We start from the raw sequence: 16,869 nt of genomic DNA, 5'->3' as shown, positions 1-16,869 counted from the left end.
AAAAATGTCCAAGTTACTCCTTGGTGCCGCTTTCGATGGCAGGTAACTTGGCGCATATAGCCAAGCATCATCGAGTTGCTTGGGTATATTAGTTAAACGCCAGAGATAATTAGCCTATATATGATAAAGACGTCGGAAAGTTGGATATTTGAGTCTGTCCATCTTCATGGATTTGAAATGCTGTTTGCCATTGTGCTGCTGGTTCTTTTCGTCCAACTCTACTATCGATTTCACCGACAAGTTAAACGTCTTATCGAAGACTCTCCCGTACCGATGATGTTGGTTGAGAGTAAATCAGGCAAACTTCTGATTTCAAATGCGGTTGCCGCACGAGTCTTAGGTGTGCGCCGTGTGGGGCGTTACTACTTGCTGCCAGGCACCCTCAATCAATCATTTATCATCGAACTGATGGACTATTTCACGCATAACAACTCTGCGGTATATAAGATTGATTGGCCACTGTCTGCGAATCAGTCTGTTCGAGTAGAAGTGTATGCCCGTGCGACCGATTACCACGGCAAGCGTTGTTGGCTGTTTTACATTACGCCATATAAGCAGAACGCTGATGACATGACCAAACAAGTTCACTCTCTTTCGGTGATAAAAAGTGCGTTTGACAATTTATCCGAGCTGATTTTTGTCAAAGGGACTAATGGTGAAAAACTTTTTACCAACCGAGCGTTTGATCATTTTTGGGGCGAGCGATTTGATGAAGGTATGCATGAGATCACGGGCGTTGACAAAGGACGGGCCTCTCATCGACATTGGACTGTGGATCTTTCTGGACGCAGTTGCTTATTAGAGACGCACCAAAGTCTATTGATGTCACCACAAGGTGAGCCGCTTGGTATGCTGGGGATCAGCCATGATGTGACGGATTGGCATGACATTCAGCGTAATTTGCGTGATGAAATGGAAAAACGCCGCGACACTGAGGTGGCACTAGCGCAAAGTGACACCATCCTACAAAACATCCTAGAGGCCAGCCCAGACTCCATTGGTATTTTCAATCAAAGCTTAATTTATCAAGCCTGCAATAAACCATTTGTTAAAAAACTCGGTATCTCAGACGTTAATGACTTAATCGGACGCCGGCTCCAAGACGTAATCTCTGCAGAGGCATATAAGAAACTCTCTGAGAGTGATCACCAAGTGCTGAAAGAAAGCGTTTCACAGCGATATATAGAACAAGTTGTCCATAGTAACGGTGAGATGACATGGTATGACGTAGTGAAGTCTCCCTTTCGTGATCCTGCTTCGGGCACAAATGGCGTGTTGGTGATGGCTCGCGATGTGTCGGAACGATATCTTGCGGAACAGAAATTAGCCGAGGCAAACCAAGAACTGGAAAGACTCAGTTTTATTGATGGTTTAACCCAAATCGCCAACCGTCGTCGTTTTGATGAGCAGTTAGATTTACTATGGCATCTGCACATTCGCGAGCAGAGACCATTGACTATCATGTTGTGTGATATTGATAACTTCAAAGGCTTCAATGATCTTTATGGTCACCAGCAAGGCGACGAAGCGTTAATTGGCGTTGCTCAAGCTTTTAAGCGAGTCATTACGCGTTCCAGTGATTGTGTTGCCCGTTATGGTGGGGAAGAGTTTGCATTTATTCTGCCAAACACCACGGTTGATGGTGCGAAAGTTTTGGCACAACGCATTCATACAGAAGTAGAGAGTTTAGCGATTCCCCATCAAGGCTCCCAAGTTAAGCCTTACGTCACCGTTAGTATTGGTTTTGTCACATTTGTGCCTCAGCCAAGCGACAGTCCAGATTCAATGGTTGCCTTAGCAGACAGTGCTTTATATCGTGCTAAAGCACAAGGTCGTAATCAAACTTGCCTACATCACACATCGAGTAATTAAGCATACGCTAATTCGTGATTTTTTAGCTGTGTGTTGTGAAAGCAGGTAGTATGTGGAGCTAAGTCGCCATTTATTATTCTAATAATTCAGCAGCCGATGTTTATGGTGATAGCTGCTGTTTCTCGCTCGGAGCACTCAATGAAAACCATTAAGAATCTTGCTCAATACTACGTTGATCTCTTGGTCAAACTGGGTATTTTGCGTTTTTCCATTCTTCTTGCTCTCGCTTTAATTTCTCTCGCAGTCGTTGTTCAAGTTGGGATCACTCTATTTCTTAGTGGGCATGTCGATAACATCGACATTGTTCGTTCGGTTTTCTTTGGCCTAGTGATCACTCCGTGGGCTGTCTACTTTCTTTCGGTGGTAGTTGATCAGTTAGAGGAGTCTCGCCAACGACTTTCTAAGCTGGTTTCAAAACTTAAAGTAATGCGCTCGCGAGATTTGGAGCTTAACCAGCAACTTCAACAAAATATTGAGAAGTTGAATCGCGAAATTGAAGATCGGATTAAAGCAGAAGAGGGGCGTGAAGAAGCAATGAAAGACCTCGAAAATGAGGTGTATCAACGTGAACGCACGCAAATGGAACTGGCTGAGCGTACCGCATTATTACGTTCTTTTATTGATGCTTCGCCAGATCTTATTTACTACCGCAATGCTGAAGGAGTCTTCTCTGGGTGTAACCGTGCGATGGAAGAGCTGACCGGGAAAAAAGAGTCTCAGTTGGTCGGTTTAACCCCTTGGGAGGTATACAGCAAAGAAGTTGCCCAGCAAATTGTGGAAACCGATGATGCCGTTTTTGCTGACAATCAAGCGATCACTTATGAGCAGTGGCTTGAGTACCCTGATGGTCGCAAGATCTATTTTGAACTGCGTAAAGTGCCGTTTTACAGCAAAGAGGGCCGACATTTAGGCTTGGTCGGTTTTGGACGAGATATTACTGAGCGTAAGCGTCATGAAGAGTCGTTAGAAAAAGCCAGCCGTGATAAGACAACGTTTATTTCGACTATCAGTCATGAATTAAGAACTCCGCTTAACGGCATCGTTGGTTTGAGCCGAATGTTGCTTGATACTCCAATGACGGATGAGCAACGCAAACATATGCAAACGATCAATGTCAGTGCGATTACGCTTGGCAATATCTTCAATGATATCATTGATATGGATAAATTTGACCGTCGTAAGTTAGAGCTTTACCCAGCGCCGCTTAATTTCGAAGAGTTTGTGGTTGAAATTGAGAGTATTGCCGCCTTAATGGCAGAGCAAAAAGGTTTGCGTTTTAATCTCGAGCGTTTGAATGATCTGCCTACAGCCATCAGTGCTGATGCCACTCGATTACGTCAAGTTTTGTGGAATCTGATCAGTAACGCAATGAAGTTTACTAAAGAGGGTGGTGTGGTGCTTTCAGTAAGCTCGGTGATTGAGCAAGGAAATGCCCACATTACCCTAGAGGTTGAAGATACCGGTGTCGGGATTCCAGAATCTGAGTTAGACAATATTTTTGCCATGTATTATCAGGTGAAATCAGAGAGCGATAACTTACATGCGGTAGGCACAGGGATCGGTTTAGCGGTGTCTAAGCAGCTGATTAAAATGATGCATGGGGACATCACCGTAAGCAGTGAAGAGGGCTTTGGCAGTACCTTTACCGTCACCATATGCGTTCCTCTTGCTCAAGAGGCAGAAATCGCCAAAGTTGAAGTTCAACCAGCTCAGCGAGAGCTCAACATCTTTATGGTTGAAGATATTGAACTCAATATTACGGTAGCCCGCTCGCTGTTAGAGAGTATGGGACATGAGGTCTCTGTTGCCATGACGGGGCAAGAAGCGATTGAGATGTTTGATCCAGAACTGTATGACTTGGTTTTCCTTGATATTCAGTTGCCAGATATGACTGGGTTCGATGTTGCGGCGCATTTTCGAGAAACCTATCCAGTACTTCCTCCGCTAGTTGCACTTACCGCTAACGTTGTGAAAAATAAGCAGGAATACTACGAGCAAGGTATGGATGAGGCGATCAGCAAGCCGCTATCGGTGCTCGCGGTGCAAGAAGTGATTGCGCTATTTGGTGATCATGAACCATGTGAGCCGATGCCCCATCTCCCTGAGCCTGAGCATCATGTTGATGCCGAGGAGGTTTATCAGAACATCCTTGATTTGGATATGTTGGAGTCTTACGTTGGCATCGTCGGAGCTAAACCGGTTCTTGAAAGCATTAAAATGTTTGAAGAGATGATGCCGGGTTATATTGAATTGCTCGATTCGAATATGGTGGCGAAAGATCAGGAAGGTATTGTCTCCGAGGCTCATAAAATTAAAGGGGCTGCGGGTTCGATTGGTCTGAAACATATACAAAGCGTCGCACAAAAGGCACAATCTCCAGAGCTTCCGGCTTGGTGGGAAAACATCGATGATTGGGTCGATGAAATTAAAAAGGAGTATCAAGTGGATATTCAGATACTCAAAGATTGGTTAGCCCAGAGGTAATAATATGAAAAAGTTTACGATTGTTTCGCTCGCGCTCGCATTGTTAGCTGGGTGTTCTTCACCTCAGGTGGGGTGGGAGCAAGATGCAAAAGTAACCATTGATAAGGCCGAAGTGCAATTAACCACGAATTTATGGCTAAACAAAATGCCGACGATTGGTGAACTGCAGGAGCAGAATCTTCATGCGGCTCTTTATCTTGAATCCACGCAACCGTTGCCTGCCGATTTAGAGGTGGATCAAGTCACATTGCGTCAAGGCGATGATACATGGTTTATTGATGGAGACGCGGTTGAGATTCGTAGCCATACAGAAAACCAGTGGGAAGTCGTGTTTGCTTGGCAACTGGAGCTTGACCCAAGTCAACCTGTCGACGTTGCTTTACAGCTTAACCATCAAGGAAACCTTCAGTGGATGGTTGAGAAACAGGTCGTGATTGACACTGTCTACTGATAGCTGATGCTCACATCCCATTGAAATATAAGCCAACCCGATGAGGTTGGCTTTTTTATGTCTCAAATGAATATAGTGATGCTGGCATATTTCCAAGTGGAATATCTTATAAATAAGCCTAAATTTACGTTATTTTTAGGTAAAAAAATTGTTTTGAATTTTGGTCGTGGTTTGGGGTTGAATATTAGATTCAATTGCTTAAAATTTAACCATGAGTTTAAGCTCATATTCCCCAAAAGATTGGATTAATTATTTGCTAGGAGGCGCATCATGAAATCGTTCACTGTGATTCAAAAATCGTGCGCTCCCATGTTTTCAACCTGTGCGTTCCATGCGTCGAAAGGTTGTGCTGATTGCTTGTTCATCGATCAAATCGATCGAGCCGTCAAACATACAAAGAATTAATCCGTAACCTGTTTTTAATTGGCTGCGGAAAAGGCAGCTGATTAATGTCAAATTACGTTTATTCGTCTCTGTTGCCTTTTTCCAGCCCCACTATGACTGGAGAAAATCATGAACCAATCAATTTACCTAAAACTAGCCACAGTATTAGTCAAAGCCGACTTACGCCGTGAAGAGCGGGCTTGGAAGCGAAGAGTGCGTCGAAGTGCTCATGAAATTCCTTGGCACAATGAGTACTTGTTGCGTGATATCGGACTCGATCGAGATGGACGTCCGTTAGGAAAAAGTGTCGATCCTGAAGTGAAGGCTGAGCGTCGTATTCGCCACCTTCGTCGGGTGTTAACTTCGCGAATACTGACGTAGCCGAAGGGAGGGAACGGATATCTCCCTCCCTCCGTTTCATTAAGGGCAAGGATTGGAGTAAGTGGTCCCAATCGCTTGGATATCTTTTAGTAAATCATCACTTAACTCGATAGAGACGCTATCGATATTAGATTTAAGCTGTTCCATCGTTGTCGCGCCAATAATGTTGGCGGCAACGAATGGACGCTGGTTAACAAAAGCAAGCGCCATTTGGGCCGGATGAAGGCCATGGTCGCGAGCCAACTCAACATAGGCTTGAGTCGCTGCGATACCTTGTGGCGTAAAGTAGCGGACAAAGCGTTCAAATAGAGAACAGCGTGCGCCGGAAGGGCGTTGACCGTTCAGATACTTACCGCTTAAACAGCCAAATGCGAGCGGCGAGTAGGCAAGTAGCTCAACACCTTCAAAATGACTGATCTCAGACAAGCCGACTTCGAAACTTCGGTTAAGTAGGTTGTAGGGGTTCTGTATGGAGACGATTCTTGGTAGATCATGCTTTTCGGCTAGTTTGAGTAAGCTCATGACACCCCAAGGTGTCTCGTTTGATACGCCGATATAACGAACTTTACCGGCTTTAATCAACTCAGCCATTGCTTCTAACGTTTCGATTAAAGTGACTTCTGATTGAGTGTCGGGGTATGGGTAATTGAGTTGTCCAAAGGTGTTTGTTTCGCGCTGAGGCCAATGAATTTGATAAAGGTCGATATAGTCAGTTTTAAGTCTTTCTAAACTCGCATCTATGGCTTGATGGATATGACGGCGATCGAGCTTCATGTTGTCACGGATATAGGGGACGTTTCGTGGACCTGCGACTTTAGTGGCCAATACCACTTTTTCCCTTTTCCCCGATTTTTCGAGCCAGTTGCCGATAAACGCTTCGGTTGAGCCTTGCGTATCTTGCTTGGGTGGAACGGGATACATTTCTGCCGTATCAATAAAATTGACCCCACGTTCAAACGCGTAATCCAATTGGTTAAAGGCTTCTGATTGTGTATTTTGCTCACCATAGGTCATAGTACCTAAGCAAATTTTACTCAGTTCTAAGTTTGAATGTGGGAGTTTGTGATATTTCATGGCACTTCCTTGTCGGCGAAAATGAGACGAGCAAATACTCGTTTAAAGACCCAAGCCGAGATGTTCAATCGAGACGGCTTGTTTCAATATAAGCGAGCTTTCAGGTGAAATGGAAGTCTTGAGTACGCAAAAATGACCAGTGACAATCTATACTTAGATCGACGGTCGTCATGACAGCGGTATCAGCAGGAGGGGACGATGCAGAGAAAGCAATTAGATAAATGGATTCATGGCTTTCATAAGAAGAGCTACCAGCCGCCCAAAGTCTTTGTGATTAGTTGCTCTGATCTTTCACAATATTTACTTGCCGTAGAGTATAAGCACCGACTGGAGCCGATTTGTGTTGATGGAGAGCCAGTGCATTTTGCTTCGCTTGAGCAAGTTAAAGAGGAACTTAATCGACTTGATGTCGAGAGAGCCTACTTACGTTTGCACAATAGCTATGATGAGTTTGGCTCAGAGGATGTGCCTCGATATCACGATATCGAACTGTCAGTAACCAAACATTAAGCAAAGTTATTGGCTAAGATACGCGCCGTAAATTGAGTGCGTAGGTAAAAACCTCGGGGTAGGGTTTTGATCAGCTTTCCGCTGGCACCATACGCTTCCGTTAACGCACGGCTGTTGGCTGCTTTGGGGCGCAGTTGAAGTACTTCTCCGTGGCGTGCGGTGATCTTATCTATTTGCCCAAGCACTATCAGTTCCATCAACTCTTCCCAATCAGCTTGGAGCTGTTGTTCTTCCTCAATACTTGGTGACCAAATTAATGGTGAACCGACACGACGTTCCGCAATCGGGATTTCTCGTTCCCCTTCGACGGGAATCCAGAGTACGCGCGATAGCTTATTACGCACATGGCTTTGCCGCCAAGTTAGCCCCTGAACGCCGACCAATGGCGCAACGCAGACAAAAGTGGTTTCCAAAGGTTTTCCGTTGTAGCCAATAGGGATGGTTTTTAACTCAATTCCTAGCTGTTCGAAATCTTGCTGTGGTTTGCTACCTGCCGTTGCACCAAGGTGCCACTCGAGAAGTTGTCCCACCCAACCTTTATCTCGACGCAGATCAGCGGGCACAGAAATCCCCGCTTCATCGGCGAGTTCTTGAAAAGTTAAGCCTGCAATCTCAGTTGCGCGGGTGAGAAGTTCAGATTCAGATTTCGGTTCAGCTTTCATATTGATGTATGTCGGTGGAGGTCGCGCTATTTTAACCCATTTCAGCAAAATTTCGACTTGGATAAAGATCGTCCAGAGTGGCGAAAAGATCTTCATTAATAGGTTATCCACAGATATTGAATGAAAAATAACGAAATTTCCACCATCTGTATGAATTAACAGGTGTTTGAGTGGGATTTTTTGCTTGAATTTTCCGGTCTTAGAGTTTTTGTTGATTGATGGTGTGGATAAATAAGCCGCTGATTGATCTTTGAGCAGTTTGTGCTACTGATGCGATTCAGAGTGATTGTTTCACAGGGTTTATTCTATTTAAATGGTTAACTTTTTGTATATTAAGGTTTTATTTGGCTGCTGTGTCGGTGGGTATTTTTATGATCTTTAGGTGCATTGAACAAAAGATCGCCTGTTTGACCTTTTTTCACATAGTTATACACAGAAAAGGTGAATAAATGTGGGCTATGTCTCATGGGGGTGTGAATAAAGACTTTTCTGGTGGTTAGTTATCCAGTTTTGCAAGATTCGGCGATAATTTCTGTGCTAGTCACATTAGTAAGTTTGCTCCGCTTGGGGATATGTGGAAAAATTACCGCAATTAAAGATTTTATTAGAGGTTGGCCAGTGATAGATGGCGATGGTTACCGCTTAAATGTGGGAATTGTAATCTGTAACAACCATGGTCAGGTCTTCTGGGCTAAACGATACGGACAACATTCATGGCAGTTTCCCCAAGGGGGAATTGATGATGGTGAAACACCGGAACAAGCCATGTATCGCGAGTTGTATGAAGAGGTAGGTCTTACTAAAAAAGACGTTAAGATCATCGCGACAAGTCGTCATTGGTTAAGATATAAGCTACCAAAGCGACTGGTGCGCTGGGATTCTAAACCTGTTTGTATTGGCCAAAAACAGAAATGGTTTTTACTGCGCTTGGATTGTGAAGAATCTAAGATCAATATGCAGCGTGGTAAATCCCCTGAATTTGATGGTTGGCGTTGGGTTAGTTATTGGTACCCAGTGCGTCAAGTGGTCTCTTTTAAGCGCGATGTCTATCGTCGAGCGATGAAAGAGTTTGCATCCATGGCAATGCCGTTTAAAGAGCGTCGAGTTAAAGGCAAGCGTAAATCACGAAGAGGGTAGAGATGCTTTCTCAACTAAGGGACATAGTTGAACAAGTTTCAAGAGTTGAAAATGTTCATGCTGCGTTGCAGTTATTGGTGCAACAGACTTGTCTCGCTATGCACACGGAGTGCTGTACGATTTACCTTGCAAATGAGGAGATGCAGCGCCTTGAGTTAATGGCAACGCAAGGTTTGCGCTTTAAAGGCAACAAAATACACATTAATTTTAGTGAAGGGTTAGTGGGCTTAGTTAAACGCAGTGCTGAACCCCTAAACCTCGCTGAAGCTTCCAAGCATCCTGACTTTAAGTATTTCTCCCAACTGGGCGAAGAAGTTTATCAGAGCTTTCTTGGCACCCCGATAATCCACCGCAAACAGGTTTTGGGTGTGCTGGTGGTGCAGCAAAAAGAACCGCGCTTATTTGATGAAATTGAAGAATCGTTTCTTGTGACACTTGCTGCGCAGTTGGCGGTAATTATTGCTCATGCCCAAACGCAGGGGCAATGGCGTCTAGAGAAAACCCAGCAAGCGATTCGCGGTATTCCTGCATCATCTGGTGTGGCAATAGGACAGTTTTGGTGGGACAACAGCCAGCCGCAGTTGTCAGAGGTTAGCCCTGCATCTGCTTTGGATGTAGAACGCGAGCAAGAGTGGCTGTTGATTGCGATTGAAGCAGCGCTAGCTGATTTTCGTCGGATGCGTAAAAAGCTCGACAGTGAAATAAACAAAGATACGCTAGCGATTTTCGACCTCTTCACTCATCTACTCAATGATCCTATGCTCCGTAAGGATCTTAAAGCACAAATTCAAAAAGGCGATCGCGCCGACTGGGCCGTGCGCCAAGTGGTTGAGGCGTACTCAAGCCGTTTTGCACGCATGTCTGATAGCTATCTACGTGAGCGAGCGCAAGATGTCCGAGAGTTAGGCCAGCGCTTACTCTATTTCCTCAACAATACCGAGCAAGAGCAGCAAAACTTCGAACAACCAGTGATCTTAGTTGTACGTGAGCTGACGGCGTCGCTATTGGCTTCTATTCCTAAAGATCAGCTATTGGCCGTAATCTCTCTTGAGGGAGCGGCAAATTCGCATGCCGCCATTTTATCAAGGGCATTGGGCATTCCCGCTGTCATGGGGGTAAACCTTAACCTCAATACCATCAATGGTAAGCAAGGTATTGTTGATGGTTATAGCGGCAAGATTCTGGTCTCCCCAAGCCGTCAATTGCTCAAAGAGTATCGCGCATTAGCCAACGAAGAGCGTGAGTTAGCTAATATGGTTAACCAGCGCATTGAAGAACCGGCACGCACCAGTGACGGAGAGCGAATTGAAGTTCTGCTTAATGCCGGGTTGAGTGCGGATGCCAATATCGCGGTTAACCAAGGGGTTGATGGGGTCGGGTTGTATCGTACCGAAATTAGTTTCTTGCTCCAGCATCGTTTTCCATCAGAAGATGAGCAAACCCAGCAATATAATGCCGTCTTAGCGACGTATCCTGACAAACGTGTGGTGATGCGAACACTCGATATTGGTGGAGATAAACCACTGCCTTACCTACCAATCGAAGAGGATAATCCCTTCCTTGGCTGGCGAGGTATCCGTTTTACACTCGATCATCCCGATATCTTTTTGATGCAAATTCGCGCCATGATGAAGGCGAGCATCAATACGCAGAACCTCAGTATCCTTTTGCCGATGGTTTCGGGTGCACAGGAGCTTGATGACGCCTTAATCTTGATCGATCAAGCATACGCAGAGATGCAGTTGGTTGAGCCGACAATCAAACGCCCACAGGTTGGCATAATGATTGAGGTTCCATCGATGCTTTATCTTTTGCCGTTGATTGCAGATAAGATTGATTTTGTGTCAGTAGGAACCAACGATTTAACCCAATATTTACTTGCTGTGGACCGCAACAATTCTCGGGTTTCGGATGTTTATGAGAGTATGCACCCAGCGGTGATCTTGGCGCTCAATCATATTTACCAGACCTGTCAGCAGTTGAAGCTGCCTGTGTGTATCTGTGGCGAGTTGGCGGGTGACCCAATAGGCTCCTTGCTTTTGGTTGGCTTGGGCTACCGAAGTTTAAGTATGAATACCTCCAATGTAGCCAAAGTAAAATATTTGCTGCGACATACCAGCATTACTGAGCTAAGTCAGTTAGCGAACCAAGCGTTGACCCAACCGTACGGGCAGGACATTTACACCATGATGCAGGACTTTTTTGAGCTGAAAGGTTTCTCTGGCTTTATTCGTGCCGGTAAGAAGTAAGGGATTGATATGAGTATAGAGCTGTTGGTTATGATGCTTCTACTCGGGTCGTTTGTTGGGGTCATGGCAGGGTTGCTCGGCATTGGTGGTGGGCTGATTGTCGTACCCGCTTTAGTGATACTGCTTCCCAAAGCGGGGATTGATCCATCGATTACGATGAACATTGCACTTGCGACTTCATTGTCGACGATTATTGTTACCTCCGGCTCCTCTGCACTAAACCATTTGAAACTGGGCAATGTTGATATGTTTGTCGTCAAATGGTTAATGCCCGGCGTTGTGATTGGGGGCTTCGTGGGGGCGAATGTTGCGGAGTGGATTCCTACCGAGTACTTACCGAAAGTGTTTGGTGTGATAGTGCTGTTTCTTGCCTTACAAATGCTGCTTTCGATAAAAAATGGTGTGCAACGGAGTATGCCATCTAATGTAAAAACTATCGGCTACGGTGCGGGTATTGGTGTGATATCAAGCTTAGCTGGTATCGGTGGCGGCTCGTTATCGGTGCCGTTTCTTAATCGTCATGGCGTTGAGATGAGAAAAGCGGTAGGCTCTTCTTCTGTTTGTGGTTGTGTTATTGCCATCTCTGGCATGATAGGCTTCATTCTGCATGGTTACAGCGCGCAGAATTTACCAGCTTATAGTATTGGCTACGTTTATCTCCCTGCTTTGGCAGCCATTGCATCGACCTCGATGTTGACGACTCGAGTGGGGGCGAAACTTGCCACTTCACTGCCAACCGCCGCATTGAAAAAGATCTTTGCAGTATTTTTGATGTTTGTCGCGGGAACTATGTTGCTCTAGCACAATCTCATATAAATCATTATTAAAGAGTAATCTTCTTATGTCTCAGGGATACCTCGAATTTCCTAATATCGATCCTGTATTAGTCTCAATTGGCCCACTATCTATTCGTTGGTATGGCTTAATGTACTTAATCGGTTTTGCCTTTGCCTTGTGGCTGGCGAATCGACGCGCTGACAAACCGGGCAGTGGCTGGACACGCGAACAGGTGTCTGACTTGCTTTTTGCTGGCTTCTTAGGTGTCGTGATCGGTGGTCGTGTCGGTTATGTATTGTTTTATAACTTTGAGTTATTCCTACAAGATCCACTTTACCTATTTAAAGTCTGGACCGGTGGTATGTCATTCCACGGTGGGTTACTTGGCGTCATTACGGCAATGTTCTGGTATGCGCGTAAAAATGGACGTACCTTCTTTGGGGTAGCGGATTTCATTGCTCCACTAGTGCCGTTTGGTTTAGGTATGGGGCGTTTGGGTAACTTTATGAACAGTGAGCTTTGGGGACGTGTGACTGATGTGCCTTGGGCTATCGTTTTTCCCAATGGCGGTCCGCTGCCGCGCCACCCTTCGCAGCTATATGAGATGGCACTGGAAGGCGTCGTGCTATTCTTTATTTTAAACTGGTTTATTAAAAAGCCACGTCCACTTGGATCTGTATCAGGTCTATTCCTAGTCGGTTATGGTACATTCCGTTTCCTCGTCGAATATGTCCGTGAACCAGATGCGCAATTAGGTTTATTCGGTGGCTTTATCTCTATGGGTCAAATCTTATCAACACCAATGATCATTGCTGGTGGCTTGATGATGGTATGGGCCTATAAGCGCGGTCACTACAAAGACGAACTACCCCAACAAAAAGCGAAGTAAGGAATTGGTGTGAAACAGTATTTAGATCTCTGTCAGCGAATTGTTGACCATGGCGAATGGATTGAAAATGAGCGTACAGGTAAGCGCTGCTTAACCGTGATCAACGCTGATTTGACCTACGATGTGGCTAACAACCAGTTCCCGTTAGTAACAACACGTAAGAGCTTTTGGAAAGCAGCGGTTGCGGAACTGCTTGGTTATATTCGTGGTTATGACAATGCAGAGGACTTTCGCAAGCTTGGCACCAAAACTTGGGACGCTAACGCTAATCTAAATGAAGCGTGGCTTAACAACCCATATCGCAAAGGCGAAGATGATATGGGACGTGTCTACGGTGTTCAAGGACGCGCATGGGCAAAACCGGATGGTGGTCATATCGACCAACTGCGTAAGATAGTTGATGAGTTGACTCGTGGTGTTGATGATCGCGGTGAAATCTTAAACTTCTACAATCCTGGTGAGTTTCATATGGGCTGTTTGCGTCCTTGTATGTACAGCCATCATTTCTCGCTACTGGGTGACACCTTGTACCTAAACAGCACCCAGCGCTCTTGTGACGTACCACTAGGGCTTAATTTCAATATGGTTCAAGTTTATGTGTTCCTTGCGATCATGGCGCAAATTACCGGTAAAAAGCCGGGTGTGGCGTACCACAAGATTGTTAATGCACACATCTATGAGGATCAGCTTGAGTTGATGCGTGATGTGCAACTCAAACGTGAGCCATTAGCGCCAGCAACGTTCCACATCAATCCAGAGATTAAGTCACTTGAAGATTTGGAAACTTGGGTCACCTTGGATGATTTTTGGGTTGAAGGCTATGAATGCCACGAGCCAATTAAATATCCGTTCTCAGTGTAAGCGATAGATTGAATGAAAAAGACCGACCTAGTGTCGGTCTTTTTTTGCACTGGAGAAATGAGAGTTAAGAATGTTTGTAACTTCAAACTTCGAGAGCAGAGAGAGGCTGTCACTTTGCCGATAAAGAACAGTCATACCACATACCAATCATCCATTCTCAGCTCTCATATCTCATCTCTTCAAGCGCAGCGCTCTGCGCATAAAAAAAGCCCCTAACCGAAGTTAGGGGCTTAGCAAGCGATGGTGTATTTCGTTGTTATTATACTGTCAGTGCTAAGATTGCGCCTGGTAGCACGATGAACACAGATAGTAGGTATGCGGCAACAACCAGTTTGTTCTTCACTGCCGTTTCAGCCAGTAGCTCGGCACATTTCACTGGGATCTCGCGTAGGAACGGGATACCAAAGATAAAGACTGTTGCCATTAGGTTGAACACTAGGTGCACAAGTGCGATTTGTAGTGCGAATACTGCGAACTCGCCAGATACTGCTGTCGCTGCTAGTAGAGCGGTAATACAAGTACCAATGTTAGCGCCTAGAGTGAACGGGTAAACGTCACGTACTTTAAGCACGCCAGTACCCACTAGTGGAACCATTAGGCTCGTTGTCGTAGAAGAAGACTGAACGAGTACTGTTACGATAGAACCCGAAACGATACCGTGGATTGGACCACGACCAATTGCGTTCTTCAAGATGTCACGAGCACGACCTACCATTAGACCTTTCATTAGCTTACCCATTACAGTGATAGCTAAGAAGATAGTAGCGATACCGATTGCGATAAGTAGTACACCACCAACGGTATTACCAAAAGAGCCTAGTGGGCCTTGCAGTGCACTGATCACTGGCTTAGTAATTGGCTTAATGAAGTCAAAACCGCCCATGCTCATATCACCGGTGTTAAGCAGTGGTGATACTAACCAGTGTGACACTTTATCAAGAATACCGAACATCATCTCTAGCGGTAGGAAGATCATTACAGCCAGTAGGTTGAAGAAGTCATGAATAGTCGCGCTTGCAAAAGCACGCTTAAATTCTTCTTTGCAACGAACGTGGCCTAGAGACACGAGTGTGTTGGTTACGGTTGTACCAATGTTTGCACCCATAACCATTGGGATTGCTGTTTCAACTGGCAAACCACCAGCCACAAGACCGACGATAATAGAGGTTACTGTACTTGATGACTGGATTAGAGCGGTCGCAACAAGGCCGATCATCAGACCTGCTACAGGGTGAGAAGCAAACTCAAAAAGAACTTTTGCTTGATCGCCCACTGACCATTTAAAACCTGTACCTACCATCGCTACTGCAAGAAGCAGTAAGTACAACATGAATGCCAAGTTAGCCCAGCGTAACCAGCGAGTCGTGCTCGAAATTGGTGCTGCTGTAGTAGTAGCTTGGTTCATAAATATTTTCTCCGTTGGACCGTTTACTGTTTGATTTGGTCTATAAGTTGAATCTGAGGGCGATAGTAGAGAGGAAATATTTCAGTAATATTACAGTTAGGTGTAACGGCGTTTTTTTTTCATGTTGTAAACGGAGATGTCTGTAATTATTGCTTTACTTATGGTTTATCTATTTGATTTTATTGACTTAAATTTGGTAATTTTCCACATTGAAATCAATCGCAAAAATGTCAGAAAAGTCAGAGTTCAGTCAGTATTTGCGGTGATTTATGACATTCGATTGTCATAAAAGTCATTTTTGAATCGGTAAATGTATGCATTAAATGCTCTTTATCTCGGTTTAGCCGAAATATTGTTGTCATCATATCCTTCTGCTATAAACTAAGCTTCTCATTGGATAAGAAAAATAGAACATGTCTCACCTAAATTATAACCACCTCTACTACTTCTGGATGGTGTGCAAGCAAGGTTCAGTTACCAAAGCGGCAGATGCCTTGTTTTTAACACCGCAAACGGTGACGGGCCAAATTAAAGCCCTAGAAGAACGTTTGGACGGTAAGCTGACGAAGAGAAATGGACGCAGTGTTGAGCCAACCGAGTTAGGGCAGTTAGTCTTTAAATATGCCGATCGTATGTATGGTCTTAGCTACGAGATGCTGGACATCGTCAATTACAGTCAGCATTCCAACGTCCTTTTCGATGTAGGGGTCGCAGACGCGCTGTCTAAGAGATTAGTCAGCAAGATCTTGATGACCACAGTGCCAGACGACAACAGTATTCATTTGCGCTGTTTTGAATCGACTCACGAAATGCTGTTGGAGCAGTTAGCGCAGCATAAGCTCGATATGATTTTGTCTGATTGTCCAGTAGATTCGAGTCAAAGTCCTGGCTTATTCAGTAAAAAGCTTGGGGAAAGTTGTATGAGTTTCTTTAGCTCAGGAAATGTCGAGAATGTAAAATTTCCGGAAGTGTTAGAGAAGCGTAAGTTGTTGATCCCGGGTAGCCGAACCTCAATGGGGCGTAAAGTTATCGAGTGGTTCGACCGACAAGGCATCCAAGTGGATATTTTGGGAGAGTTTGATGACGTGGCACTAATGAAAGCTTTTGCCCGTTATCATGATGACGTTATCTTTCTTGCCCCAACTCTGTATAGCAAAGAAATACAAGATGATCAGCCCTTACAGTTGCTTGGGCACGTTGATGAGTTAAAAGAAGAGTATTACGTTATTTTTGCGGAGCGCATGATCCAGCACCCAGCGGTAAAAAATGTGTGCGATGCAGATTTTAGTAATCTATTTAACTAAGGTCTTTTACAGCTTAAATTAAATCGATTAACATTTACAAAAAGTTAAGTTTATAAGATATCGACCGATACAGCCTCAAAACTCTGGTGAGATGTTTTGCTGTTCCAAGGAGGCCTGCGAATGGATGTGCAAGAGATGGAAAAGAACTCCGCTCAAGCGGTAGTTTTATTGAAGGCGATGGCCAATGAAAGGCGCTTACAGATACTTTGCTTACTGCATAATCAAGAACTCTCAGTTGGCGAGTTGTCGAGCAAGCTAGCGTTAAGTCAATCTGCTCTCTCACAACACTTAGCGTGGTTGAGGAGAGATGGCTTGGTTGGTACTCGTAAAGAAGCCCAAACGGTGTATTACACTTTAAGTAGTGAAGAAGTAAAGGCGTTAATTCACCTGTTACACAACTTGTATTGTCAGCCAGTGAGTTAAAATTTA

Annotated in this window: 15 protein-coding genes; 12 read left to right on the top strand and 3 right to left on the bottom strand. The window is 44.7% G+C overall.

Annotated elements, in window-relative coordinates:
* The first annotated feature begins 120 nt into the window (after positions 1-120).
* The 4 genes from GZK95_RS12145 (at position 121) to GZK95_RS12130 (ending at position 5,572) form a co-directional block, all read left to right on the top strand.
* Positions 121-1,872, top strand: a complete 1,752-nt coding sequence (locus tag GZK95_RS12145; protein ID WP_075715455.1) for a sensor domain-containing diguanylate cyclase — start codon at positions 121-123, stop codon at positions 1,870-1,872.
* A gap of 138 nt (positions 1,873-2,010) precedes the next feature.
* A complete protein-coding gene (gene arcB, locus GZK95_RS12140) occupies positions 2,011-4,356 on the top strand; it encodes an aerobic respiration two-component sensor histidine kinase ArcB (protein ID WP_075711142.1) in 2,346 nt (781 codons plus the stop codon).
* A gap of 4 nt (positions 4,357-4,360) precedes the next feature.
* A complete protein-coding gene (locus tag GZK95_RS12135) occupies positions 4,361-4,807 on the top strand; it encodes a YgdI/YgdR family lipoprotein (protein ID WP_075711053.1) in 447 nt (148 codons plus the stop codon).
* Positions 4,808-5,320: 513 nt separating this feature from the next.
* Entirely contained in the window at positions 5,321-5,572 is a 252-nt protein-coding gene (locus GZK95_RS12130) for a DUF1127 domain-containing protein (protein ID WP_075711051.1), read from the top strand.
* A 39-nt stretch (positions 5,573-5,611) separates the two neighbouring features.
* On the opposite strand, the gene GZK95_RS12125 is transcribed toward GZK95_RS12130, so the two are convergent.
* The gene (locus tag GZK95_RS12125; protein ID WP_075715454.1) at positions 5,612-6,646 is read right to left on the bottom strand and encodes an NADP(H)-dependent aldo-keto reductase; all 1,035 of its coding nucleotides are present in this window, start codon (positions 6,644-6,646) and stop codon (positions 5,612-5,614) included.
* Between the two features lie 198 nt (positions 6,647-6,844).
* Between GZK95_RS12125 and GZK95_RS12120 the strand changes: the two genes are divergently transcribed.
* A complete protein-coding gene (locus GZK95_RS12120; protein WP_075711047.1) occupies positions 6,845-7,156 on the top strand; it encodes a DUF6482 family protein in 312 nt (103 codons plus the stop codon).
* Here the strand turns inward: GZK95_RS12120 and mutH are convergent.
* Complete coding sequence (gene mutH, locus GZK95_RS12115) at positions 7,153-7,818, bottom strand: DNA mismatch repair endonuclease MutH (RefSeq protein ID WP_075711140.1); 666 nt, start codon at positions 7,816-7,818, stop codon at positions 7,153-7,155. The genes GZK95_RS12120 and mutH overlap by 4 nt on opposite strands.
* Before the next feature lie 618 nt (positions 7,819-8,436).
* Here mutH and rppH point away from each other — a divergent pair.
* Genes rppH through GZK95_RS12090 form a run of 5 tightly spaced genes read left to right on the top strand, consistent with a single transcriptional unit; the run spans position 8,437 to position 13,731 of the window.
* On the top strand, positions 8,437-8,955 hold the full coding sequence (gene rppH, locus GZK95_RS12110; protein ID WP_075711138.1) for an RNA pyrophosphohydrolase: 519 nt from the start codon (positions 8,437-8,439) through the stop codon (positions 8,953-8,955).
* Positions 8,956-8,957: 2 nt separating this feature from the next.
* Positions 8,958-11,204 carry a phosphoenolpyruvate--protein phosphotransferase gene (gene ptsP / locus GZK95_RS12105; protein WP_075715453.1) on the top strand — a complete coding sequence of 749 codons (2,247 nt, stop codon included), beginning with the start codon at positions 8,958-8,960 and terminating at the stop codon, positions 11,202-11,204.
* 9 nt (positions 11,205-11,213) lie between these two features.
* Positions 11,214-12,005, top strand: a complete 792-nt coding sequence (locus tag GZK95_RS12100) for a sulfite exporter TauE/SafE family protein (RefSeq protein ID WP_075711043.1) — start codon at positions 11,214-11,216, stop codon at positions 12,003-12,005.
* Positions 12,006-12,045: 40 nt separating this feature from the next.
* A complete protein-coding gene (lgt, locus tag GZK95_RS12095) occupies positions 12,046-12,870 on the top strand; it encodes a prolipoprotein diacylglyceryl transferase (RefSeq protein WP_075711041.1) in 825 nt (274 codons plus the stop codon).
* A gap of 9 nt (positions 12,871-12,879) precedes the next feature.
* Positions 12,880-13,731, top strand: a complete 852-nt coding sequence (locus tag GZK95_RS12090) for a thymidylate synthase (protein WP_075711039.1) — start codon at positions 12,880-12,882, stop codon at positions 13,729-13,731.
* Positions 13,732-13,990: 259 nt separating this feature from the next.
* Here GZK95_RS12090 and GZK95_RS12085 read toward each other — a convergent pair whose 3' ends face one another.
* A complete protein-coding gene (locus GZK95_RS12085; RefSeq protein WP_075711037.1) occupies positions 13,991-15,136 on the bottom strand; it encodes a Na/Pi symporter in 1,146 nt (381 codons plus the stop codon).
* 413 nt (positions 15,137-15,549) lie between these two features.
* Here GZK95_RS12085 and nhaR point away from each other — a divergent pair, with 413 nt between their 5' ends.
* Positions 15,550-16,440, top strand: coding sequence for a transcriptional activator NhaR (nhaR, locus tag GZK95_RS12080; protein ID WP_075711035.1), 891 nt, complete (start codon positions 15,550-15,552; stop codon positions 16,438-16,440).
* A 120-nt stretch (positions 16,441-16,560) separates the two neighbouring features.
* Positions 16,561-16,863: an ArsR/SmtB family transcription factor gene (locus GZK95_RS12075; RefSeq protein ID WP_075711033.1), complete on the top strand. Its 303-nt coding sequence runs from the start codon at positions 16,561-16,563 to the stop codon at positions 16,861-16,863.
* Positions 16,864-16,869 lie beyond the last annotated feature (6 nt).

The organism is Vibrio panuliri (assembly GCF_009938205.1).
Lineage (GTDB): Bacteria > Pseudomonadota > Gammaproteobacteria > Enterobacterales > Vibrionaceae > Vibrio > Vibrio panuliri.
Note: the sequence above shows the minus strand (reverse complement) of the source record. Positions and strands in the feature narration are given on the sequence as shown.

Bases quoted from the DNA above. Each gene is read 5' to 3' on its own strand.
- GZK95_RS12135 (WP_075711053.1), top strand. From the start codon at position 4,361: ATGAAAAAGTTTACGATTGTTTCGCTCGCGCTCGCATTGTTAGCTGGG.
- GZK95_RS12125 (WP_075715454.1), bottom strand. From the start codon at position 6,646: ATGAAATATCACAAACTCCCACATTCAAACTTAGAACTGAGTAAAATT.
- GZK95_RS12075 (WP_075711033.1), top strand. From the start codon at position 16,561: ATGGATGTGCAAGAGATGGAAAAGAACTCCGCTCAAGCGGTAGTTTTA.
- GZK95_RS12145 (WP_075715455.1), top strand. From the start codon at position 121: ATGATAAAGACGTCGGAAAGTTGGATATTTGAGTCTGTCCATCTTCAT.
- arcB (WP_075711142.1), top strand. From the start codon at position 2,011: ATGAAAACCATTAAGAATCTTGCTCAATACTACGTTGATCTCTTGGTC.
- GZK95_RS12100 (WP_075711043.1), top strand. From the start codon at position 11,214: ATGAGTATAGAGCTGTTGGTTATGATGCTTCTACTCGGGTCGTTTGTT.
- GZK95_RS12120 (WP_075711047.1), top strand. From the start codon at position 6,845: ATGCAGAGAAAGCAATTAGATAAATGGATTCATGGCTTTCATAAGAAG.
- GZK95_RS12130 (WP_075711051.1), top strand. From the start codon at position 5,321: ATGAACCAATCAATTTACCTAAAACTAGCCACAGTATTAGTCAAAGCC.
- lgt (WP_075711041.1), top strand. From the start codon at position 12,046: ATGTCTCAGGGATACCTCGAATTTCCTAATATCGATCCTGTATTAGTC.
- GZK95_RS12085 (WP_075711037.1), bottom strand. From the start codon at position 15,136: ATGAACCAAGCTACTACTACAGCAGCACCAATTTCGAGCACGACTCGC.
- nhaR (WP_075711035.1), top strand. From the start codon at position 15,550: ATGTCTCACCTAAATTATAACCACCTCTACTACTTCTGGATGGTGTGC.
- mutH (WP_075711140.1), bottom strand. From the start codon at position 7,818: ATGAAAGCTGAACCGAAATCTGAATCTGAACTTCTCACCCGCGCAACT.
- ptsP (WP_075715453.1), top strand. From the start codon at position 8,958: ATGCTTTCTCAACTAAGGGACATAGTTGAACAAGTTTCAAGAGTTGAA.